This window comes from Clostridium sp. TW13 (genome assembly GCF_024345225.1).
Lineage (GTDB): Bacteria > Bacillota > Clostridia > Clostridiales > Clostridiaceae > Inconstantimicrobium > Inconstantimicrobium mannanitabidum.
The window spans coordinates 3,134,687-3,157,734 of the sequence record NZ_BROD01000001.1 but is presented as its reverse complement, the minus strand read 5'-3'; the positions used below and the strand labels follow the sequence as shown (position 1 = coordinate 3,157,734).

Sequence of the window (23,048 nt, the reverse complement as noted above, 5' to 3'; positions counted from 1 at the left end):
TCATGGAGAAAGGAAGTTTAATATGGATTTTAAATATTATCTACCAAATGAACAAGGAAATAAAGTTGAGTGTAGAACTACTTCAAATTCAGTAATTATAATTGGTGCTAATGGGTCAGGGAAAAGTAAGCTTGGTGCATGGATTGAGCAACAAAGCTTTGAAAATGTCCATCGTATTGGAGCTCAAAGAAATCTTAATTTTAATGAAAATATATCTCTCAAAAGTTACTCACAAGCTGAATCATTAGTTTTTTATGGGTCAGAAGACCCTTCTCAAAGAAACCAGAAAAACTTTCGTTGGAATTGGGGAAAGTCCTTTACGACAAAGATGATGGATGATTTTGAAAATGTTCTTGCTGCTTTGATTGCTATGAAAAACAATGAAAATGATGCCTATATTGCTGAATGTAGGAAAGCTGAACAGATGAATCAGCCGAAACCGCAAACTCCAATTACATCTATTGATAGGCTTCAGTTCATATGGAATGAAGTATTTCCACAGCGAAAATTAAGGATTGATGATTCTAAATTCTATGCAGTTTTTGAAAAAAGTGGCAATGAACAGGTGTATTCCGCAACACAAATGAGCGATGGTGAACGAGCTGTCCTATATCTTGCGTCTCAAGTGTTATGTATCACTGCAAATAAAACCATTATAATGGACGAGCCTGAAATACATCTTCATCATTCAATAATGAACCGCTTGTGGTTAGCCTTGGAACGGTATAGGTCTGATTGTTTATTCATCTATATTACACATGATACTGAATTTGCTGCCATGCACAAACATGCAGATAAAATATGGATACGCGAATTTGATGGTCTTAATTGGACTCTTGTAAGAATCGAAAATAATGAACTTCCAGAGGACTTGCTCTTAGACATTATGGGCAGCAGAAAAAATGTGCTATTTGTTGAAGGTGAAAAGAGTAGCTATGATACGCAACTTTATACGGCACTTTATCCTAAATACTATGTGATTCCATGTGGTGGCTGTTCACAAGTTATAGCACGCACAAAAGCATTCAAGAATAGCTCTGTATTGCACCACTGCAATGTATTCGGGATTATTGATAGAGATTTTCGTTCAGACTATGAGATTGAGAAGTATAAAACAGACAATATATTTACTATAAAAGTTGCAGAAGTAGAAAACTTGTTTTTAGTGGAAGAGTTACTACATTTCATGGCAGTTCATTTAGGGAAAAATCCCGATGAGGTGCTTGCTGAAATTAAGAATTATGTAATTAACGTACGATTTGCCAATCAACTAAATGGGCAGATATGCCAGAGTGTTGTTGCTGAAATAAAGTATAAACTCATGAGTGCTGAGATTTCTAAGAAAAATGAAGCGGAGGCAAAGAACTCTTTGAATACACTCCTTTCATCTATTAATTATGAACAAATAAAGGCAGACCAAGAAGCAAAATTTGGAACTGCATTATACAGCAATGATTATAAGGAAGTTATCAAGGTTTTCAATGAAAAGAACATTGCAAAGACGATAGGACACTTTTTCGGACTTCAAGATGCTGCGTACTGTTCAACAGTTAATGCTTTGCTGCAGGGAGATAAACGTAAAGATATTATAGCTGCTCTTGCAGTATATTTACCAGCCGATATACCAAGATAATTATCTTTTTATCACAAGCAGTTTAATTGTGAATGATTAGGGTGAGGAGGAATAAAAGTTGATTACATCTTTAAATATTAATCAGAAGATTTGCGATGATACAATTAAATTTATAAATGAATATTTACATGGTGAAGATGATATTGTTTTTTTACATGAAGTTACAAATGCAGGAATCGAAGAATTAAAGAATAAAAAACTGACGTGTTTAGCACCGTATTATCCAGATACTGCACGTTTTAAAACAATAGCTATTGTAAAAAACGAAAAGAATATTGAGAATATAGAATTGCAACCTTTTATATTATCACAAAAGAATAGGACAGTTTTTTTGCTACAATCTAGGACTAAAAAAAATGAGATTGTTACTGATTTAATAATAGGAATACATGCTCCTATAGGCAATAAAGCATGCGAAGATTCATCTGTTATTCCTTTTTGGGAATCTTTAATTGATGTGATTAATAATATTGTATCTTATAAGTGTTTAAACTTTTATGGAATTAATAAAAAAATACAAGATATAGTTATTGTTGGAGATCTAAATGTATATGTTCCTGGCACTGAGAAAAAAAGATTATTTAATAGATTATTATCTGTAGGGATGGTAGATTTATGGATTGAAAATAATAAGCTCAATAATCATTATACGTACAAAAAAGGGGAAGAAGGTTCGAGAATTGATTATGCGTTGATATCTGATGATTCATGGGATTCGTACAATATAAGGATTGTGGATGACACTAGAGGAAAAGATGGGTTTACAGACCATTCAGCTATTATAATTAACCGAAAATAATGGTGGATAGAATGATTTGTTCGTATAGTTAACAGGTTTATAAAACTATTAGATTGAAAAATTGAATTCTTTTCATCCAAGTAATGATACAGATTGTAGTTTGTATGATAGATAAAAACCTCACTTGCTACTGATACGGAGAACCGTATCATAAGTAAATGGGGTTTTTAGTAAAGTTAGATAAAGGTGTTGGTGGAAGGTAAACCCTACTATTATAACATTCTAAAGCCATTAAATAACTACTATTCTATATTGGAACTCTTATAAATTATATTGAATTAAAACAAATAAGGTGCGTGATAAATTATGTTGAGTTACATAACTTACTACACACCTTATTATTTTAAAAATCACATCAACATTTTACTTGATCATATCCTTTTTATTTAATACATTAATAATTTCTTTAGATAATTTATAGGATTCACCTGCTCCAAAAACTATAATGATGTCTCCGCTTTTAGCTTCACTAAGGATTTTGCTACATATTTGATCAGAGATTTCTATATATTCAGCTTTATTTATATCTATTTTATTACATAACATATTAAAATTAATTGGTTCTATGTTTTTATTTGCTTCTCGTCCTAAAAAAGGTTTTGTAATGATAACTCTATCTGCTTTCTTTAATGCTTCAGCAAACTCATTAAAAAATAGTTTTGCCCTTGAAAGTTGATGAGGCTCAAAAATAGCAAAAACTTTTTTTCCTGGATAACTAAGTTTAACTGAATCCAATGTAGCTGCTACTGCTGTAGGATGATGAGCAAAGTCATCAAAAATCTTAATATCATTAACATCTGCTATCAATTCTAGTCTTCTTCCTATTCCTTTGAAATTTTCTAAGGAATTCTTTATTGAATCTATATCAACCCCTAACTCTAACGCTGTAATTAATACTCCTAAAGAGTTCTCCACATTATGTTTACCTATCAATCCGAGTTTGAAAATATTTTCTTTATCATCATTTATTACTTTAAATGATGAATATTCAGGGGTATTTGAATTCAGTTCTGCTTTATACTCCATGTCAAAAGGAAATTCAAGCTTATTATCTATATAATATCCGATAACTTTTACTCCTTCTTCATTTAACCAGTCTTTTAAATCACATAATATTTCTCTAATAGCTAAACTATCTTCATTAACAATCAAAATCTTGGGGCCTTTAAGCCTTTTTATAAAGTTTTTAAAAGAATCCTTAACTTCATTTATATCCTTAAAAAACTCTGGATGATCCATTTCTACATTGTTTATTATAGCTACTGAAGGGCTGTAATTTAAAAAGTTATTATTAAATTCATCAGCTTCGCATACAAAGTAATTTGACATTCCTAGTCTGTATCCACCACCCCAATTTTTAAAGGTTGTTCCAGCTTCAACAGTTGGATCTAGTCCTCCATTTTCCAAAACAAGTCCCATTAATACTGTAGTTGTAGATTTACCATGTGTACCTGCAATGGAAATAACAAATTTTTCATTCTGTACATATTTAGCTGAAAACTCCTGCCATGTCATTAAAATTCCTCTTTTTTTAGCTTCCAGTATTTCTGGATGATTAGGTGAAATATCTAAAATAGCAGGTGATATAGCTAAGATATCAATATCATCTATATGACTTAAATCATGACCTTTTAAAATATCTATATTATTTGCTAAAAGAGCATCTTTATAATACCCTGACACATTCAAGTCACATCCTGACACGTCAAACCCATTGTTTTTTGCAATAATTGCTATAGGTGCAGCTCCACTCCCGCATATACCCATAAAATGCACTTTTACTTTATTTTTCAATATAATTCACTCCCATTATCACATTATTTAGATTAAGACTAGGTTTAAAAAAGTATTTGTGCTGCTATCTAGTTGACATAAAGTAGCTTCACATTAAATTACAAATTTAAGTTAATTATAACATAGGTTTACTATTATTCCCCATTAATATCTAAATTGATAATAAACTTTATATAACGGTATTAGTAAATAAAATTGCAGTATTTTTTAAAGCTTACTTTTTTATTAGATAAAGAGGGTATGATATTGAAGATAGAAAATAAAATATTACTTTTACTATTATGCTGACATGATGATACAATAAAACAAGAATTCATCGATGGTAAAGATTGTATAAAAGTTATCGACACAATTCGAAATCAGGTATACATGATAATATATAGATTTAGGCGTGGATTTCAACGTCTCCACCATAAAATACGCAACCGCCTGTAAGTAGCTTTAATAGCTACTTACAGGCGGTTGTGTTTTTGGAATATTACATTGTTAATGGATATATTTTTCCTATTAGATTATCTGTATAGGCTAGTTTTCCATCCACAGTTATTACAACAGCGCCCATACCTTTAATTCTATTAACTCTATGAATAATTGAAGCAGCATCTAATCCAAACAATTTTGTAGTATATATATCGCAGTCTACTGATTTATCAGCAATAATAGTTAAAGACGCTATATTACTTTTTATTGGATAGCCTGTTTTGCTGTCAAATATATGGTGGTATTTACTTCCGTCCTTTTCAAACACTCTCTCATATATTCCTGAGGTTACAACGGATTGATCTTTTATTTTAACAAGTGCCACCGCATTTCCTCTTGGTAGAAACGGATTTTGTATTCCCACATTCCAGTCACCGCCTTCGGATGGTGATTCTCCAAAAACGAGAACATTACCGCCCATATCTACCATAGCTGAAACAGCCCCATTTTCCTTAAATAAATCCATGACTTTATCAGCAAAGTAGCCTTTAGCTATAGCTCCAAGGTCTATCTCAATGCCTTGTTTCAAGAAATACACGGTCTTTTTTTCATCATCTAGTTGTATATTTTCAGGCTTTAAAAGTTCTAGTACCTTTTCTATAGCTTCTTTCTCTGGTACATGTGCCTCTTTAAAACCTATTCTCCATAATTTTATTAATGGACCTATTGCAATATTTAAATATGTATTCTCACATAGACTATGTTTTTTTCCTATTTTTATCAGCTCATACAGTTCCTCATCCACTTTTTGTGGAGCCAATGAAGCTGTTTTTTTTAGCATCGCAAGCTGTGAGTTATCACTGTTGGCACTAAAGACTTCTTCATAATGAATCAGCATATCTTCAGCCTTTTCTACAAGCTTTTCAGATACCTCACCCTTTATATAGAGAGAGATTTTTGTTCCCATAAGATATATTATCTTCCTATATTCATTCATTTTGCTCTCCTATATTGAAATTATTTTGCCCATGAATTAGAAAGGCATCTATAAGGTCTTTATCAATACTAGTTAGTTTTCTTTCATTGTGATGGGCTATAAAATAATCTAAGTTCAGCTCATCAATTGGAATTTCATATATATTGTATTCAGATGGACACTCCTTTACATCGATGCTTTCTGGTATAAAGGTCAGTCCCAAATTATTTGTTGCAAGTTTAAGTACAGTATTGATTTCGGTGCTTTCCATTATGATTTTTGGCTCCACCTTATAAATACTTAATAATTGATCTATCTGTTTTCTTATAGCAGAACCCTTGGAAGTTAGTACTAGCTTTTGACACAATAGCTTGTTTATGTCGATAGTTCCTTCTGGAATAATGGCCACGTCTTTTTGATATAGATCAGAGCAGCGAGGAATAATAGCACGGTATCTGTGTCTGCCCCAATTAATGGCGTTTAAGTTTGGAGAAATATTTCTTGAATTTTGCCCAATCCAAAAATCTAATTCACCATTTTGAGTGAGTTTTTCATTTTTTTCTGGTAAAGCCTCTGAAAGCTCTATTTTACAGTTTGGATGCATACCTAAAAATTTTGGTAAAAAAAGAGGTAGAAGGTAGGTCCCAAGACTAGGAAGTACTCCTATCTTTATAATCTTGTTATCGATATCTGACACAGCTGATATTTCCCTAAGCAGCTTAGCATAATTATTTTCTATTGAAGTTAAATACTGATAATATATCTTCCCTTGCTCGGTTAATCGATATGGCAGCTTGTTACGACTGATAAGCTCACAGTTTAACTGACTTTCTACCCTTTTAATAACCTGTGTCAAGTAAGGCTGAGAAATATAAAGTGATTTGGCAGCCTTGCCATAATTACTGTATTTTAAAATTGCATCAATATAATACAAAATATCCTGAGAGTAGTATGTTGACATTTGCTTCATCCCTTTGTGAAATAATTAACTTATTTATTATTGTGTTTGATTATAACAAATATGTTATCAAACTTCAATAAATAACTATTAGATATAGTATATTTAGTATGTTAAAATTATATCAAATAATTACTAAAGTTATGAAAATTTGAAATACAGAAAGGGGATTACTATGAAATACTTAGCAATTGTAGGCACTAACTCAGACGTGTCAACTAATCGTATGCTGCTTCAATTTATGCAAAAGCATTTTTCTAATGAGGCAGAGATAGAACTATATGAAATTAAGGATTTACCTGCATTTAATGAACCAGAGGATTCTGATATTCCTGAAAAGGTAGCAGATTTATCTGATAAAATTCTTAAAGCAGATGGAGTAATAATAGCAACTCCAGAGTATGATCATGCCATACCTGCAGTTTTAAAGAGTGCTCTTGAATGGATTAGTTACACTAGTCAAGCACTTACTAACAAGCCTGTTTTAATAGTGGGGGCTTCTCTTGGTACACTTGGTTCATCCCGTGCACAGGCACATCTTAGACAAATACTTGATTCACCTGAGCTTGCTGCCAGAATCATGCCAAGCAGTGAATTCCTTTTAGGAAAATCACAGGGTGCATTTGATAGCACAGGAAATCTTATTTATTCAGATAAGCTATCAGAGCTTGATGAAATTTTCAGAGAATTTATTCTATTTACAGATATTACATCAAAACTTTTAGCAGAAAAAGTTTTAAATAAAAAAGTTAGAAAATTCACTTGGCAAGAATAGGAGGAGGAATATCAATGAAATTTATAGCAATTGTTGGAACTAGTGCGAAAAAATCATATAATCGTAAATTACTTCAGTTTATGAAAAAATACTTTGACTCAAAGGCAGAAATAGAAATACTTGAGATTACAGATGTTCCTATGTTTAATCAATCTGATAATCAGTCCTCAAGTGAAGTTATACAGATGTTCAATGATAAGATTACAGCAAGTGATGGTGTTATTATAGCTACTCCTGAGTATAATCATTCAATTCCATCAAGTCTTAAAAGCTTAATTGAATGGCTAAGCTTTGATCTTCATCCACTTGCAGGCAAACCAGTAATGATCCTTGGTGCTTCTCTTGATGTTCAAGGTTCTTCTCGTGCACAGCTACATCTTCGTCAAATCCTAGATGCACCAGGTGTTGATGCAAATGTAATGCCAGGATATGAGTTTTTACTTGGAAGTGCACATAAGGCATTTGATGAGGAAGGCAATCTAAACAATGAAAGAACCATAGACTTCTTAGAAATATGCTTCTTACGTTTTATGCGTTTTGCAAAGATTTCAAATCAGCTTAACGAAGAAGAAGAGTTTAGCTTTAACCCAGGAGTATATGAGGTAGATGCAATAGGTCACAGTGGAAGTCTTCCAATAAAAGTATCTTTTAGTGAGAAGAGAATAGAAAGTATAGATATAGATACAGCTGGTGAAACAGAAGGACTTGCAGATGTAGTTTTTGTAAGAATACCAGATAAAATAATTGAAGGACAAACATTAAATGTTGATGCTCTTTCTGGTGCTTCTGAAACTAGTACTGCTGTACTAGATGGTGTAGCCAAAGCAGTAAAGCTTGCAGGAGTTAACCCTGACATACTTAAGAGACGTCCAAAGCCTGCTAGCAGCCTAATCAAAGAAGACGAAGAATACACTTGTGATGTAGTAGTTGTAGGTGGAGGCGGTGCTGGATTAAGTGCAGCTGCAACAGCGCTACAAAATGGGTCAAGTGCTATTGTTCTTGAGAAATATCCAGCAGTAGGTGGAAATACCATACGTTCAGGTGGTCCTGTTAATGCTGCAGATCCAGAGTGGCAGAGCCAGTTTAAAGAAAATCCAGGAGAAAGACATACTATTGAAGAACTACTAGCTACAGATGAGAGCTTAATTCATCCAGAATATATAGATGATTTCCGTGCACTTAGAAAAGAGTATTCTGATTACAAGAAAAAGTTTGACGTAGAACATGGACATCTATTTGACTCTCCATTACTTCACAGAATGCAAACATATTTTGGTGGTAAAAGAACTGATCTTAATGGTAACACCATATACGGACAATATGACCTAGTAAAGATACTTACAGACAGAGCTTTAGAAAGTGTTAAATGGCTAGAGGAAATAGGGGTTGAGTATGATAAGAGTATAGTATTTGCTCCAGTTGGTGCACTTTGGCGTCGTGGTCATAAGCCTACAAAAAGCCATGGCTCATCATTTATACTTGCACTAACAAAATATGTAGAAGATAATTCAGGAAAAATCATTACTGATAGCCCTGTAAAAGAATTTATCATAGAAGATGGTGAAATAAAAGGAGTTATAGCAACTGGTGTTAATGGTCAAAAGATAACTGTTCATGCAAAAGCAGTAGTGCTTGCAAGTGGTGGATTTGGTGCAAACACAAAGATGCTAAAAGAATACAACACTTACTGGGCAGAAATTCATGATGATATAAAAACTACTAATTCTTACGCTATGACTGGTGATGGAATATTACTTGGTAAAACTGTAGGAGCAGCACTTACAGGAATGGGCTTTACTCAAATGATGCCTGTAGCTGATCCTGAAACTGGTGAACTATTCAGCGGACTTCAAGTACCTCCTGAAAACTTTGTAATGGTAAATAAAGAAGGAAAAAGATTTATTAATGAATTCTCTGGAAGAGATGTTTTAACAAAAGCTGCTATTGAGCAAGGTGGTTTATTCTACCTTATAGCTGATGATGAAATAAAGAAAACTGCAGCTAATACAAGTCAAGAAAAGATAGACCGTCAGGTAGAAGCAGGTACTTTATTTAGAGCAGATACACTAGAAGAGTTAGCAATAAAAGTTGGTATGGATCCAGCAACTCTTGTAGACACTATTAATAAATATAATTCATATGTTGATGCAGGCTTTGATCCTGAATTCCATAAGGATACATTTAGCTTAAAAGTTTTAAAAGCACCGTTTTATGCTACTCCTAGAAAGCCAGCAATCCATCATACAATGGGTGGACTTAAGATAGACACTAAAACTCATGTATTAGATGAAAATGATAAACCAATTAAAAATCTTTATGCTGCGGGAGAAGTTGCTGGAGGTATCCATGCAGGTAACCGTCTTGGCGGTAATGCATTAACTGATATATTTACATTCGGAAGAATTGCTGGTAAAACTGCAGTTGATGAAATGAAATAGTTAATGGTTAGATAATTAAAATAAGAACGGGGAATATTTGTTTTAAGCACTTAGAGAAAGAATATAAGAGTGTAAAAGATTAATACAAAATATCGTTTATAAACTAATATTATATAGAGCCCACATTGAAGTAGTATTCAATGTGGGCTCTAATATTTGAAGATATTTGGATAGTAATAGATCAAAATGCAGATTTTTTGAATTTAGTGGATTTCAAAGGTTGCACTTTGCCTCCACCAGTGAAATCCACGATAGAGATGTCGTGGATTTAATAGTAATTCAAATGATTATAAAATAACAATCAATTATAGAAATACATTTCTATACATAAGAAAAAATGATATAATGTGTAAATAATACCATTAAAAATTGAAGATATTATAAATATTGTAAACAAAACTATCGTACAGATACCGGAGGAGTTAGAATATAATATTGAATTAATTTATGTCAAGAGAGATGATTAAAGGATGTGAAATACAATGGATTATAATAAGGGTGATTTGATAAATATAGCAAAATTATTCTCTGGTACAGGAAATCTTATTTTGCCAGAGTTGATTGTAATTGATGAAACTGCATTATATGAATGTTGTTATGAGATGCAGTTTGATACATCAATTTTAGATAAACAAGAATACAGGTTAGAAGTATTTATTGAATTTTTAATACAACTGGCTATGGACGATAAATTGGTTCTATTTATAGACTTTTATTTTAATAAATATATAGAAAATAGAATATATGAGTTAACAGAAGCTGGATATAATATCTTTTTACTGAAGGATAAAATTATTACAACCTTAAACTCATTATGGAGTATTAGAAATCAAGAGTTTGGAATAGATAACAGTAAGATTTTTATTAAAAGTGTTGCTTTTAAACAATATGATAAAATGGGTGAAGGTGGTTTTTGTACAGTTTACAATTCCTCAGAAGATAGGGCAGTGGTTTACAAAGTATTAAATACTGTTGAAAAAGCAGATGTAGGTTCAGTGCATAGATTTAAAAGAGAATTTGATATAATGGAAAAGGAAAATGATAGCGGTTATACGATTAAAGTATTTGATTATGATTCAAAATCACTAGTTTACTCTATGGAGAAAGCGAGTATTTCATTGGAAGATTATATAAAAACAAATAATTTATCGGAAGCTGAAAAAGATGAGATTATAATTAGATGCGCTGAATGCATGAAATATCTCCATAGTAAAGGGATTAAACATAGAGACTTTCATCCAGGTAATATCTTAAGAAATTATTCTAACGAATGGGTTGTTACTGATTTTGGATTAGCAAAAGATATATCAAGCAGGTATTCTCATCAAACAACTTCAACTCATATGGTTGGACGAGCATGGTTCACGGATCCATTACAGCTGTTTGCATTGAAAGATGGTAACTTTATAACAGATATGTTTTCTTTAGCAAAAACAATCGATTATGTAGTGAATGAAGATATGTCAGGAACTCCGCATAAATACTCTTCAGTCATATACAAAGCCACTGCATCAAACCCTGAAAATAGATATGAGAGCATTGAACAAATGTATGAAGATATAGTTAGTATATGTGAAAGATTAAAATATGAGTCTCCAGATGAAATACTTAAAACGATATTAGTTCAATATAATGAAACAAAAAAGTTTGATGTTGTTCAACTTGTTAGTCTTTTGAATAAGGATACTGAAGGTGTTCTGATGTGGAATTTAGTTGTAGAAATAGGACAGAGAATTTGTTGTACATTTGTTAGTATAATAAGCATATCGTTTGAAGTTGCTCTAAGAGAGATACGAAATATATCAAGTACAATGCAAGCAAGGCATCATAAGTGGGATGATTATGATGTTGTAGCATACTGGGCTATTGAACTAATTAATGAAAGAAAAAATGCGAATGATGAAATAAACATTGAGGCTGCTAAGATTATAGAATACGTGGCATCAAATGTGGGCAGATATAGTATAAAGTCAGCTTCTAATAGCTTAAAAAATAACTCATCAATTGATGGACATATTCGTTCAGAATTATCTTATCACGAAGGTTATGAATATAGATGATTTAGATAATAAAAGAAGTAATCAGGAGTTAGTGACTATAGAAGTGTATTAATTGTTGAGAAATGGTGTGTGGATTTTAAAGGTCATGTATCGCCTCAACCAATGAATTTAGGATTGCTCATAATGAACCGTATCATAAGTAAATGAGGTTTATAGTCTTAAGCATTGATACGACTTGCTTAAGGCTATTTTTATGTGTGAAAATACTGCATCATAAACTACTGGAAATAGAATATTATATAGTTTTAAAATGGAAGTGTATGATAAAATTAAATTATGTTATATAATTTAATTTAGTTGAGATATAGATAAATAAGGGGGATATTTATGAGTAATAGTTATATCAAAAAGTTGCATGTAAAAGGATTTAGGTGTTTTAATGAATTAGATGTAGAGTTTAATAAAGGATTTAATTTTATAGTTGGCAAAAATGGATGTGGAAAAACATCATTGCTAAGAGCTATAATTTTGTCTTATTCTGGAAGTTCGCAGGAGGATTCAAGATACGAAGAAAGTTTTGAAACTTGGATAGATATATTGCAAAATGATGAAGTAGATAGAATAGGAGTAGTCCCGAATAGACAATATTGTAATATCAAAAATTTATATAGAAGTAATCCAGATATAAACACTTTGATACAACCACCTAGTGATGGAGTGAGGAATACATATTATCGCTTTGATATAAATAAAGTTAATTTTTGTCCAATGGTTTTAGGCGCATTTAGGAGAATAGAATATAAAGCTATTGAAGGAATGAGAAGAGAAATAAATCTTAACGACTCTAGACAGGAATATATAGGAAATGCAGCGCATAATTTGAATGGTGGGATTTTACCAAATGTTAAACAATGGATGATTAATAGATATTTTCAAATTGATAAGGATTGGGCAATTATAGAAAAGCAAAACTGGGAGTGGTTAATTTTTAATTTGAGTAAATTAGGTCCATCTAATGTAGATTTTGAATTTGTCTCAATCGAAAGAGAATTAGAACCTAAATTTAAAGTTAATGATAGAATTTGTTATTTAGAAGAGTTATCATCTGGTTTTCAATCGGTATTATCAATTGTTTTAAGTATTTTTGAATGGATAGAAAGAACTAATACTGGAGATGACATGATAGTAAAGAATGCTAAAGGAACTGTAATAATTGATGAATTAGATGTACATTTACATCCAGAGTGGCAATTAACATTAAAGAGTTCTTTGCAAACTATATTTCCTAATATACAGTTTATAGTCACAACTCATTCACCACATATGATAGCTACTGCGAGTGAGGGTGAAATAATAATTTTAGATAGGATTGATAGTGATGTTATAAATGTAACTAATAATAATAGAAATTATAGTGGATGGAATACTGACCAAATATTGGAGGATGTAATGGGGGTAAAAAGTTTATCTAATAAAGTATATGAAGTCTTGATTAGTGAAGGTATGAAGAATATTGAAGAAAAAAATATTTCTAGACTAAAGGAGATAATACAAAATCTTGAAGAAGTAGCGCATCCATCTGATACAATAATTTCAGTATTCAAAATAAAATTAGCAGAATTACAGTTGGAGGATTAATATGATTAGAATAAATAAGTCAGCTGAACCACCAAGTGTATTAAAAGATAATTGTAGTGAGTGGACAAAAAATTTGGATGATGCTGTGAATAAATATGGTTCATATTCAAAAATTCCTAAAGCTGAGAAAGAAAATTTATTAAAGTATTATAGGTTGAAAGACATACAAGATGAGTTGGCAAAAGCAAGTTGTAGAAAATGTGCATTTTGCGAGTGTATACCTTCAGAAGGAGGAAATCTAGAGGTAGAACATTTTGCTCCTAAATCTTTATATCATAAGCTTACATTTGAGTGGAATAATTTATTACCTATTTGTAGAAAATGTAATGATTCAAAATCTAATCATGATACAATTAAAGAGCCAATATTAAACCCATCAATTGATGATACTGAAAAGTATATAGATTTTAGTTTAATTAATATGGTAGCAAAACAGGAAACAGAGTATTATGAAAAAGCATTATTAACAATAGATGTATGTAGCTTAAATGGAACTAGATTATTGAAAGCAAGGGCAGACCTATTAGTTAGATTATCTGAGTATCAGCAAAAATTATCACAGTGTTTAAAAGAAATTGAACAAGCATCTACCGATAGAATTAAATCCAATAAAATACGTAAACTCAAAGAATCTATTGAAACAATTGAAGAGTTAGGAGATAAAAGTGAAAAATACTCATTATTTAGCAAGAGATTTTTAGAGAAAAGTCAAGAGTATTTAGAAGCGAAGAAAATACTAAATAATATAAATAATGATTAAAAACCTCACTTAAAGGTGTTACGGAGAACCGTATCATAAGTAAATGGGGTTTTTACTAAAATTGGAGTATATGTCTAGAGATGAAAAAAGTAACGAAGTTCTAAACACAATAAATATTATTTTAAGTAGGATTTGACAAAAACAGCTATCTATACACCTAACTCAATATCAGCCATACCGAAGGTTTAAGCCCTTTCTCTTTGCTGAAAAAATTAAAAGCTCTAACAGTTCGAAGCAGAAGCGGTTAGGTTTATTTATAATGAATATGCCAATGGTAAAGGTTATAAAGCAATAACAAGCAACCTTAATAAATTTGATTATAAGTCTAAAAAAGGTAATATGGTTTCCATAGGTTCAATAAAAGATATATTAACGCTATAGTTGCTAATGTAAACAAGGAAAGAGCTAATAAGATAAATCCAGCCAAGAAGCAGCTAGAGAAAATCGATAAAGAATTAGAAAAATTAGATAAGAAGAAAAAGAAGATATTTGAAGCTTATGAAGATGAAATTATAACTAAGGATGAATTTTTAATTAGAAAAGAAGAATTAAATGATATTGTTAGAGAGCTTGAAGAACACAAAGCTTCATTAATAATAACATTATCAGATGATGTAAGTGAGCAAATACCGTATGAATTCATTAAGAGCATACTAGAGAATTTTAGTAGAGTCTTAAGCAGTAACATTACAAGAGAGCAAAAGAAGAAGTTGTTACACATGATAATTTCAGAAATAACACTGGAAGAGCTAAGAAATATTAACTCAATAAAATTAAAAATAAATGATAGTTTAATAGAATATTTAGGTAAATAAGAAGGAGTATCTGTAATGGGTACTCCTTCTTCTTATATTTTAAGAAAAGTTGGATTAAATGTATTGAATTTAGATATTACTATATAAGTTAAAATGTTATAATTATGTTACAAAAATAAAATTAACTTATAAATATAGATAATTTCTTAGAATGTGAAAGGTATATGAGTTTAAGGGGGAGATATTTTGAACCATTATGAAGAGCTATATAATATAAAGCAAAATATAGAGTATGAGATAAAAGAGAATAAGTTATTTAAACTATCAACTGAAGACGCAGTTTTAAGTGTGATAGAGAAGTTTGGAGTTCTCAATAGTTTTCTAGATACTAAAGGAGATTATGAACAACAGGAGGGGATAAGAAGAGTTTGTAATATAAGTTTAACTAATATAGATACAATTTCATTTATACAAGAATCTCTTAAATGGATATTTAGATGGTGTTCAATTTTCTGTGAAAGTAAATCAATTATTAACAAGAAAGAAATTGTTGCTGATGATATATATAATTTAATGGGTAACGCATATTTATATGAAAAATTTCATGATATGTGGGAAATGAATACAAGAAAGAAGGTTATCTATAATAGAGTTGACAGAAGATTAAATTTCAACTATAGAAATGAAGAAACATATAAGATTCATCTGTTCTATGACACTGTTTGTAGAATGATTGATGACGCTAAATTGAAAGAAATGATGAACAACTCAAATATTGATAAGCGCAATTTAACGGAAGTTATGAGCTATGCACATCAATTAGATTTTAATTGCTCATTTAGTATGGAGTTTGATGGATTTAATTTGGAGGATTATAGGATTTTTTCTAGTGAGTTAACAAAACTTTTTGCTGAGAAAATTTTAAGTAATTATAAATATAGAGTAAATATTATATTGCCAGGTGATTCAGGTTTATTATGTTTACAAAAGAGCGAATGGATACAAACACTAGTAAACAGGACTAAAATAAAACATAAGAAAATAGAAAGTATAATAAATTTCTTTACATATAAATTTTCAGATAAAAATAGTGATGTATCTTTATCTTATTTTGTCCCTATTTCAAACAATAAGCTAATTGTATCGGAAGGAATTTTTAATCTTTCAAGACCAGAAGCAAATGCAATGAGATTATTAGCCAAAAAAGAATCTTCAAATTTTGATTTTGCTCAAAATAATTTTGAAGAAGAAGAAAGGGAAAAAATAAAGGATGGTATAAATGAAAGGTATTTAATTGGGTATGGTATTGATAAATCTAAAAAAAATATTCCGGGTATGGATTTGTTAGTTTATGATTCTGAAGTTAATCATTTGCAAGTTATAGAGTTAAAGTACAAAATTCCAGTAGAATCTACACGAGATATTAATAATTTAGATAACATGTTAGAAAAGGCTTACAAACAAGTAGAAGAAGCTAAAAAATATGTTAATAGTAAATTAGAATCTATTTTAAGTGAGTATTTTGGCCATGAATACGATATGATTATACCAAATAAAATAGATTATTTTATATTAACTAATTATTCTATAGGAACAGGAATAAATAATAATTTACCAACTCATATACTTCTAATAAATCATTACATTGAGTTGATGAATAATAATAATGGAATGGAGTTAGTGAGAATTTTATTAAATGATAAAAATAAAATGATGAATTTTGAAGAAAGAAAAGAATATATAGAATTTTCTCTTTTTGGATATGAAATAATTATACCACAGTATAGCTTTAAACTAATTAAATAATAAAAACCTCACTTGCTACTGATACGGTGAACCGTATCACAAATAAGTGCGGTTTTTAGCCTCAACTATTGATAATACATGATTAAGGCGGGTTATGTGTATGAAAATACCGTATCGTAAATAATAGTCATAAATAAAATTTAATGTTAAAATTATCTAAAAAGTTCAATTATATTTACGTTGGAAATAAGAAGAAAATATACTGCAATAGATAATAGGAAGAATTTTATTTAGATTTGGAGAGTTAATATATTTTGAAAATATTAGATTACTTAATTGATAATAAAGAGTGGATTTTTAGTGGAATTGGAATTATAGTTATAATTGGTATGGGCACACTAGTTAGAAATATATTAAATACAAAGAAGAAGAATTTTTCAATAAGCAACAACATAAATAGTAACAATGTAAATATTACTGTAAACGAAAGAAGGATACCCAAATTAGCAATTAAAGCAGAAAAAAGAGAATGTAGAATCTTTAATCCTGAAGTCTATTCGGAGATTAATTCATACAAAAATATAATTAATTATAGAAATGGATATTTACAACAATTAGTTGATGAGATGAATATTAATATTATTAATGTTGGATATTCATTTGCAAAGGATGTAAATATAGAATTCAATCTAAAAAAAGAAGAGTGTTTATTGACTACTAAAAATATGTTTTGGATATCTGAATCATTACTTTTAGAGAACTATGAGAATAAAACACTTGATGATTTATTAATACAATCATATAAAATCCCAATTTTAGAATCAGGTGAAAGGGTTAGATTACCACTTAATCAAACTATTAATGGAGTAATTGTTAGTTGTTTATTTAATACTTCATATTTTATAAATTTTGAAGAGCAAGAATTTTCAAAAATGGCTAGCGTATATGAAAATATTAAAAACAATTTACCATTAAAACCACCAGTATTATATATTTCAATTGAATATTGTGATGAAGATGGAGCTGTTAGGAAGGAGCAGTATAAAGTTTTATTTAAAATCAAATTTATTCAATTTTGTAAATTTCTTTGTGTAGAGTATAATGAGGTGAAAATTCCAAATAAATAGGAAGATTTCTCAAAAGATAAAACAAGAAAGACTGGCTAAATATAAGTTTAATTTGGTTAAATAAATTTGCTGATAAAGAAATAAATAGATATGAAAAATGAATTTAAAGGGTGGATATGCTGGATGTTCATCAAAAGGAGGTTTTGATAAATTACTGAGTATAACTAAATAAGGAATATGTTTGCTATTGGCTCTGATTAATAAACCAGAGCGTAATTATGGTGTGAATTGTGGATTTTGCCTGCCATGCTTCGCCTCAACTATTGAAATCCACGACAGAGATGTCGTGGATTTTTTTACTTGTTTGGATTTATGATTAATTATAATGAAGTGTACCATAAGTAAATGCAGTTTTTACTCTTAGGTATTGATATAACTTGTTTAAGGTTGTTTTTTCACTGAAAACATCGTATCATAAGTAAGAATGTATTTACAGAATATGTTATAATGCTATTAGGGTATATGACCCGTGGGAATATATAATATAGTTAGCAAAAGCAAACAAATGTAGAAAAAGGTTGAGGTGTAAAAATGGAATTAGATTATATAGGAAGTGGTAAGGTATACTTCAATGAACAAGATTATAGATGTGATCTTTATATAAATGAAAATGAAGGTGGTATATTAATAGATATCAGTATAAAAAAAGCATTAGCAAGTTTTTTGGCTTTACCTATTAATATCGATTTCTTAGCAGGAGAGCTTAGTACAGGATTTAAATTTTCACTAATGAATTGTAAAAGACAAAGGATGAGTAAGAATATATCGGAAGGGAGAAGTGTTTATACTTACGGTTCTAAATATTTGTTTAAAGGTGTAGGAGGAAAAGAGGATAAAAATCTAGAACTGATTAGATTAAATTTTAGAGTGAGGAATATATTGGCATGGGGAGGAATTTCTGCATATAAAATTAGTGATGATTTTGAATTGTCACATAATGATGATGTAAAAAAAGAAGTTTATAGAAATGATGAATTTATTGTTGAATATTGGGTAGAAAGCAGTACTTTGCCAGTTGTTTCTTCTGACGTTTTAAAAGAAAAGATAGTTCTAGATCAAAGTGGTAATATAGAGATTACATTTAAAAATGAAGAATCTATTGACAAGTTTGTAGAATTATTTAATAAGATAAAAAGATTAATTGAACTTTCTACATTAAGAAATATATATACAAGCAAATTAATAGGGTGTTCAAGTAACATTTATGATATTTATGATAAAGATAAAGTAGAAAGACCAATTGAAATTATTAGTTGTGATTTAAATAACGAGGAGAGCAAAGATGATTATGTAGAAATCAGGAAATGGATTAATCTTTCCGAATTAATTGATAACGATAGTTTTTCAAAGTATTTTTTTAAGTATGAGCTTTTTGAACCTGTGATAGAATTATATTTAGAAATCATACACTCTAAAACAATTTCTAGTAGACGAGTTTTCTTAAATATAGTTCAAGCATTAGAAACATATCATTCTCGCTTTAAAACAAATAATTTAAATGAATTTAGAAAAAGAATAAAAACAGTAATTTTAAAGGATAGACCTAAAGAATCGGTTCAAAGGGATATAACTTTCTTGATGGCAAATTCTTATAAGTTCATTACATTAGAAAGTAGACTGGCAGATTTATTATTAGCTGAATTTCAAATACATTTCGATACAGGAGATATTAAATATTATGATTTTCCCAATGTTATTGCTAATACTAGAAATTATTATATACACTATGATGAATCAATTAAAGAAAGAGGTAGAATTTTAACAGAAAGTGAACTATCTATATATAATAGAAGTTTACTTTACATGCTAGAATATTACATTTTGATAGAATTAGGTTTTTCTGTTACATTAAAGATGATAGAAAAATTAAATGAGAGATGGGGAAGGATTTCTGAAACTCTTTCGATTATTAAACGTTCAAATGAAAATGGAAACAATAAATAAATATGAAATGCTTAGTTCATCAACACTAAGAAATACTTAGAATATTTATTTTGTTTTAGATGAATATAAACAAAGAAAGATGTTAATCTTTTGGGGATTGAGCATCTTTTTATTTGCTTTTAATTTAAACATCAAGACCAATAAATATTACTTTAGAATTATACGATGTTTATGTAGAATGTATACAGAAGAATAAAGTAGTAAAAAACTAACTTATAGGTGCTACGGAGAACCTTGCCATAAATAAGTGTGATTTATAGACGTTGATATTGAAATTGCTTTTAAAAGTAAAAATATATAAGAAGTTATTGAAGTCACGATAAAAAATCGTGGCTTTTTCAATACCAAAAACTCTTCAACATACAATTCTCACAATATGCTAAAATATAATCATATTCCAAAAGCAAAGAGGAGAATAAAAATTGGACATTGAGAAGTATCTTATCCTACTTAAAGATAAAGATGAAACTGAGAATGTTACAGATTGTAAGTACAATAATTCAGGGTATGATGTTAGTTTTAAGAGCGGCAAAACTTATACATACGGATATACAAATGTGAAATTCTTAGAAAATACAGAGGAACTTAATCCAGAAACTACAGTGATATATGATAAAGAGCAATGTGTATCAGGAATTATAAAGATACTAAGGTTTGAGGATTATTATAGACTAATCTTCAAGACTGGTTATAAAAAGTTGTATCATGAATCTGAAATAACTATAGAAAAGACATGCCTAGAGAATAAAGCATCAAAAAACTGCTTTGAGTATTTAAAGACTTTGGCGGAGAAAATCAACATTTCAGCTAACATGGAGGAGTCCTTTTTAAAGTCTCAATACGATAAGATAAAGATTATTAGTCCTAGGAGTGTTTTGGCTAATTATATTAACCCGAGAGAAATTAAGAAGAGAGAGTGCAGTAAACAAATTATATTTCCATTTGGGTTTAATCTTAGTCAGAAGGTTGCTACTGAAAATGCTTTGACCAATGAAATCAGTGTTATAGAGGGGCCTCCTGGTACTGGTAAAACTCAAACCATATTGAACATAATTGCTAATGCTATTCTTAACGATAAAACTGTTGCAGTGGTGTCAAATAATAATTCAGCTACAGCAAATGTTTTGGAGAAGCTTAAAAAGTATGAGGTGGATTTCATAGCAGCGTACTTAGGCAATAAGAATAACAAGAAGACTTTTTTTGAGGAACAAAGCGGCTCTTATCCAGATTTTAATCAATGGAAGCTTGAGTATGAGGATTACGAGAAAATCAAAAATGAGCTGTTACTTTCTCAGAAAACTTTAGAACAAATGCTGGAGAAGCAAAATTATATGGCAAAGCTTAAGCAAGAGCTTTCAAGCTTAGATATTGAGGTAGAGTATTTTAATCAATACAGAAGTTTTGATAAGAGCGTGATAAAGCCATATCGTGCAATATTCAAGCATAATTCAGCAAAGGTTATGTCATTCTTGGTTGATTATAGCTTGATTATAAAAAGGCATGGTGATGTATATACCAGACACAAGATTAAGATTTTAATTAAGTATGGAATATTTAGCTTTAAGTTTTATAAGAATGCTTCACAGGATATAGCTGACTATCTTACAGAGTTGTACTATGAGCTTAGAATGAAAGAGTTAAAAAATGAGATAGAACATCTAGAGAAAACACTATATAGGCATACCTTTGAGGAGGAGATGAAAATATATAGTGAAAAATCAATGATTTTGCTTAAGGCAACTTTAGCTAGAAAGTATTCATCAATAGGAAGCAGGGAAATATTCTCTAAGGAAGATTTGTTTAAGAATTTTCAAGCCTTTATAAAAGAATACCCTGTAATCCTTAGTACTACTCATTCCTTGAGAAGTTGTGCAAGTGAAAATTATTTATTTGATTATGTAATCATAGATGAAGCTTCTCAGGTTGATATTGTGACTGGAGCTTTGGCATTTTCTTGTGCAAAGAATGTTGTGGTGGTTGGAGATTTAAAGCAATTGCCTAATGTTGTGCCTAAAGAGGTTGAGAGCATAAGCAATAATATTTTTAGTCAATATAATTTAAAGTCGGCTTATAACTATTCAAAAAATAGCTTACTTTCTTCTATAATCAGCTTATATCCAAATGTACCAAGAGTCTTACTTAAGGAGCATTATAGATGTCATCCAAAGATTATAGATTTTTGTAATAAGAAGTTTTATGATGATCAGTTAGTAATCTTAACTGATAATAAGGAGGGTGATGTTCCTTTAGTTGTATATAAAACAGTTAAGGGAAATCACGCCAGAAATAAATATAATCAAAGGCAGATAGATGTAATCCTGCAAGAGGTTCTTCCAAAGCTAGATTCAAAGGAATCCATAGGTATAGCTTCGCCTTACAAGAAGCAGGTAGCTGAACTTGAGAATGCAATTCAGGATAAGAATATAGAAATTAAGACAGTTCATAAGTATCAAGGAAGAGAAAAGGATACTATCATTCTAAGCACAGTAGCCAATGAAGCTGACGACTTTATTGATGATCCTAATCTTATAAATGTGGCAGTGTCACGTGCAAAGAATAAGTTGATTCTTGTGGTATCTGATAGTGACATAGAAAGCAAAGATAGAAATATTGGAGATTTGATAAGATACATTGAGTATAATAACTTTGAAGTTATTAATAGCAATATATACTCTGTGTTTGACTTGCTTTACAGCAGTTATTCTGAAAAATTACTAGAAGTGCTTAAGGACAATAAAGAGGTTTCTGAGTTTGCTTCTGAGAACTTAATGAATTCAGTAATAGAAAAAGTATTAGAAGATGAGAAATTTAAGTGCTTTGATAAGGTCCTTCATCAGCCACTTAAAATGTTGATTAGAGACACTTCAAAGTTAAATGAGAAAGAATATAAATTTGTAATGAACAGCTTAACTCACACAGACTTTCTAATTTTTAATAAGATAGACAAAATGCCTGCATTGGTAGTTGAAGTAGATGGATATGCTTTTCATGCCAATAATCCAAAACAACTTGAACGAGATAAGATGAAGGATGAAATATTAGCAAAATACAACATTCCTATACTTCGAATAAAAACAAATGAAAGTGGAGAAGAAAAGAAATTGTATGATAAGCTTTTGGGGATAGTATAATAAAAGATAGTAGTGGAGTTTAAAAGTACTTCATCTCAACAATTTAAATCCTAGGCAAGATTACTGTAGTATTGTCTAGGATTTTATGGTTTGTAAGTAAATCAATTATATACAGTTATAAAATTATGTAATATTGTGTTTTAAATTAAACGGT

General features: G+C 30.1%; 15 protein-coding genes. 12 read left to right on the top strand and 3 right to left on the bottom strand.

Going from position 1 to position 23,048, the window contains the following annotated elements:
• Positions 1 to 22: 22 nt before the first annotated feature.
• Both OCU47_RS14845 and OCU47_RS14840 read left to right on the top strand, forming a co-directional pair.
• Complete coding sequence (locus OCU47_RS14845) at positions 23 to 1,633, top strand: DUF4435 domain-containing protein (RefSeq protein WP_261829390.1); 1,611 nt, start codon at positions 23 to 25, stop codon at positions 1,631 to 1,633.
• Between the two features lie 58 nt (positions 1,634 to 1,691).
• A complete protein-coding gene (locus tag OCU47_RS14840; RefSeq protein WP_261829389.1) occupies positions 1,692 to 2,432 on the top strand; it encodes an exonuclease/endonuclease/phosphatase family protein in 741 nt (246 codons plus the stop codon).
• A gap of 363 nt (positions 2,433 to 2,795) precedes the next feature.
• Here the strand turns inward: OCU47_RS14840 and murC are convergent, their stop codons facing one another.
• The 3 genes from murC to OCU47_RS14825 all read right to left on the bottom strand — a co-directional run bounded on the left by murC (position 2,796) and on the right by OCU47_RS14825 (position 6,583).
• Positions 2,796 to 4,226 (bottom strand): UDP-N-acetylmuramate--L-alanine ligase, encoded by a 1,431-nt coding sequence (gene murC, locus OCU47_RS14835; protein ID WP_261829388.1) that lies wholly within the window; start codon positions 4,224 to 4,226, stop codon positions 2,796 to 2,798.
• Between the two features lie 478 nt (positions 4,227 to 4,704).
• A complete protein-coding gene (locus OCU47_RS14830; protein ID WP_261829387.1) occupies positions 4,705 to 5,643 on the bottom strand; it encodes an FAD:protein FMN transferase in 939 nt (312 codons plus the stop codon).
• Positions 5,636 to 6,583, bottom strand: coding sequence for a LysR family transcriptional regulator (locus OCU47_RS14825; protein ID WP_261829386.1), 948 nt, complete (start codon positions 6,581 to 6,583; stop codon positions 5,636 to 5,638). Before OCU47_RS14825 ends, OCU47_RS14830 begins: the two co-directional genes overlap by 8 nt.
• A 172-nt stretch (positions 6,584 to 6,755) precedes the next feature.
• On the opposite strand from OCU47_RS14825, the gene OCU47_RS14820 reads away from it, so the two are divergent.
• The 10 genes from OCU47_RS14820 to OCU47_RS14775 all read left to right on the top strand — a co-directional run bounded on the left by OCU47_RS14820 (position 6,756) and on the right by OCU47_RS14775 (position 22,894).
• Positions 6,756 to 7,355, top strand: coding sequence for an NADPH-dependent FMN reductase (locus OCU47_RS14820; protein WP_261829385.1), 600 nt, complete (start codon positions 6,756 to 6,758; stop codon positions 7,353 to 7,355).
• Between the two features lie 14 nt (positions 7,356 to 7,369).
• Positions 7,370 to 9,793, top strand: a complete 2,424-nt coding sequence (locus OCU47_RS14815) for a flavocytochrome c (protein WP_261829384.1) — start codon at positions 7,370 to 7,372, stop codon at positions 9,791 to 9,793.
• Positions 9,794 to 10,275: 482 nt separating this feature from the next.
• Positions 10,276 to 11,853 carry a protein kinase domain-containing protein gene (locus OCU47_RS14810; protein WP_261829383.1) on the top strand — a complete coding sequence of 526 codons (1,578 nt, stop codon included), beginning with the start codon at positions 10,276 to 10,278 and terminating at the stop codon, positions 11,851 to 11,853.
• Between the two features lie 327 nt (positions 11,854 to 12,180).
• Positions 12,181 to 13,431, top strand: coding sequence for an AAA family ATPase (locus OCU47_RS14805; RefSeq protein ID WP_261829382.1), 1,251 nt, complete (start codon positions 12,181 to 12,183; stop codon positions 13,429 to 13,431).
• A gap of 1 nt (position 13,432) precedes the next feature.
• Positions 13,433 to 14,191 (top strand): retron system putative HNH endonuclease, encoded by a 759-nt coding sequence (locus OCU47_RS14800; RefSeq protein WP_261829381.1) that lies wholly within the window; start codon positions 13,433 to 13,435, stop codon positions 14,189 to 14,191.
• A gap of 252 nt (positions 14,192 to 14,443) precedes the next feature.
• A complete protein-coding gene (locus OCU47_RS14795; RefSeq protein WP_309297472.1) occupies positions 14,444 to 14,572 on the top strand; it encodes a recombinase family protein in 129 nt (42 codons plus the stop codon).
• Between the two features lie 620 nt (positions 14,573 to 15,192).
• Positions 15,193 to 16,752: a hypothetical protein gene (locus OCU47_RS14790; protein WP_261829380.1), complete on the top strand. Its 1,560-nt coding sequence runs from the start codon at positions 15,193 to 15,195 to the stop codon at positions 16,750 to 16,752.
• A gap of 254 nt (positions 16,753 to 17,006) precedes the next feature.
• On the top strand, positions 17,007 to 17,819 hold the full coding sequence (locus tag OCU47_RS14785; RefSeq protein ID WP_261829379.1) for a hypothetical protein: 813 nt from the start codon (positions 17,007 to 17,009) through the stop codon (positions 17,817 to 17,819).
• Between the two features lie 531 nt (positions 17,820 to 18,350).
• On the top strand, positions 18,351 to 19,763 hold the full coding sequence (locus tag OCU47_RS14780; RefSeq protein ID WP_261829378.1) for an ApeA N-terminal domain 1-containing protein: 1,413 nt from the start codon (positions 18,351 to 18,353) through the stop codon (positions 19,761 to 19,763).
• A gap of 422 nt (positions 19,764 to 20,185) precedes the next feature.
• Positions 20,186 to 22,894, top strand: coding sequence for an AAA domain-containing protein (locus tag OCU47_RS14775; protein ID WP_261829377.1), 2,709 nt, complete (start codon positions 20,186 to 20,188; stop codon positions 22,892 to 22,894).
• The last annotated feature ends 154 nt before the right edge of the window (positions 22,895 to 23,048 follow it).

Bases quoted from the DNA above. Each gene is read 5' to 3' on its own strand.
- OCU47_RS14845 (WP_261829390.1), top strand. From the start codon at position 23: ATGGATTTTAAATATTATCTACCAAATGAACAAGGAAATAAAGTTGAG.
- OCU47_RS14830 (WP_261829387.1), bottom strand. From the start codon at position 5,643: ATGAATGAATATAGGAAGATAATATATCTTATGGGAACAAAAATCTCT.
- OCU47_RS14825 (WP_261829386.1), bottom strand. From the start codon at position 6,583: ATGTCAACATACTACTCTCAGGATATTTTGTATTATATTGATGCAATT.
- OCU47_RS14820 (WP_261829385.1), top strand. From the start codon at position 6,756: ATGAAATACTTAGCAATTGTAGGCACTAACTCAGACGTGTCAACTAAT.
- OCU47_RS14815 (WP_261829384.1), top strand. From the start codon at position 7,370: ATGAAATTTATAGCAATTGTTGGAACTAGTGCGAAAAAATCATATAAT.
- OCU47_RS14810 (WP_261829383.1), top strand. From the start codon at position 10,276: ATGGATTATAATAAGGGTGATTTGATAAATATAGCAAAATTATTCTCT.
- OCU47_RS14805 (WP_261829382.1), top strand. From the start codon at position 12,181: ATGAGTAATAGTTATATCAAAAAGTTGCATGTAAAAGGATTTAGGTGT.
- OCU47_RS14800 (WP_261829381.1), top strand. From the start codon at position 13,433: ATGATTAGAATAAATAAGTCAGCTGAACCACCAAGTGTATTAAAAGAT.
- OCU47_RS14780 (WP_261829378.1), top strand. From the start codon at position 18,351: ATGGAATTAGATTATATAGGAAGTGGTAAGGTATACTTCAATGAACAA.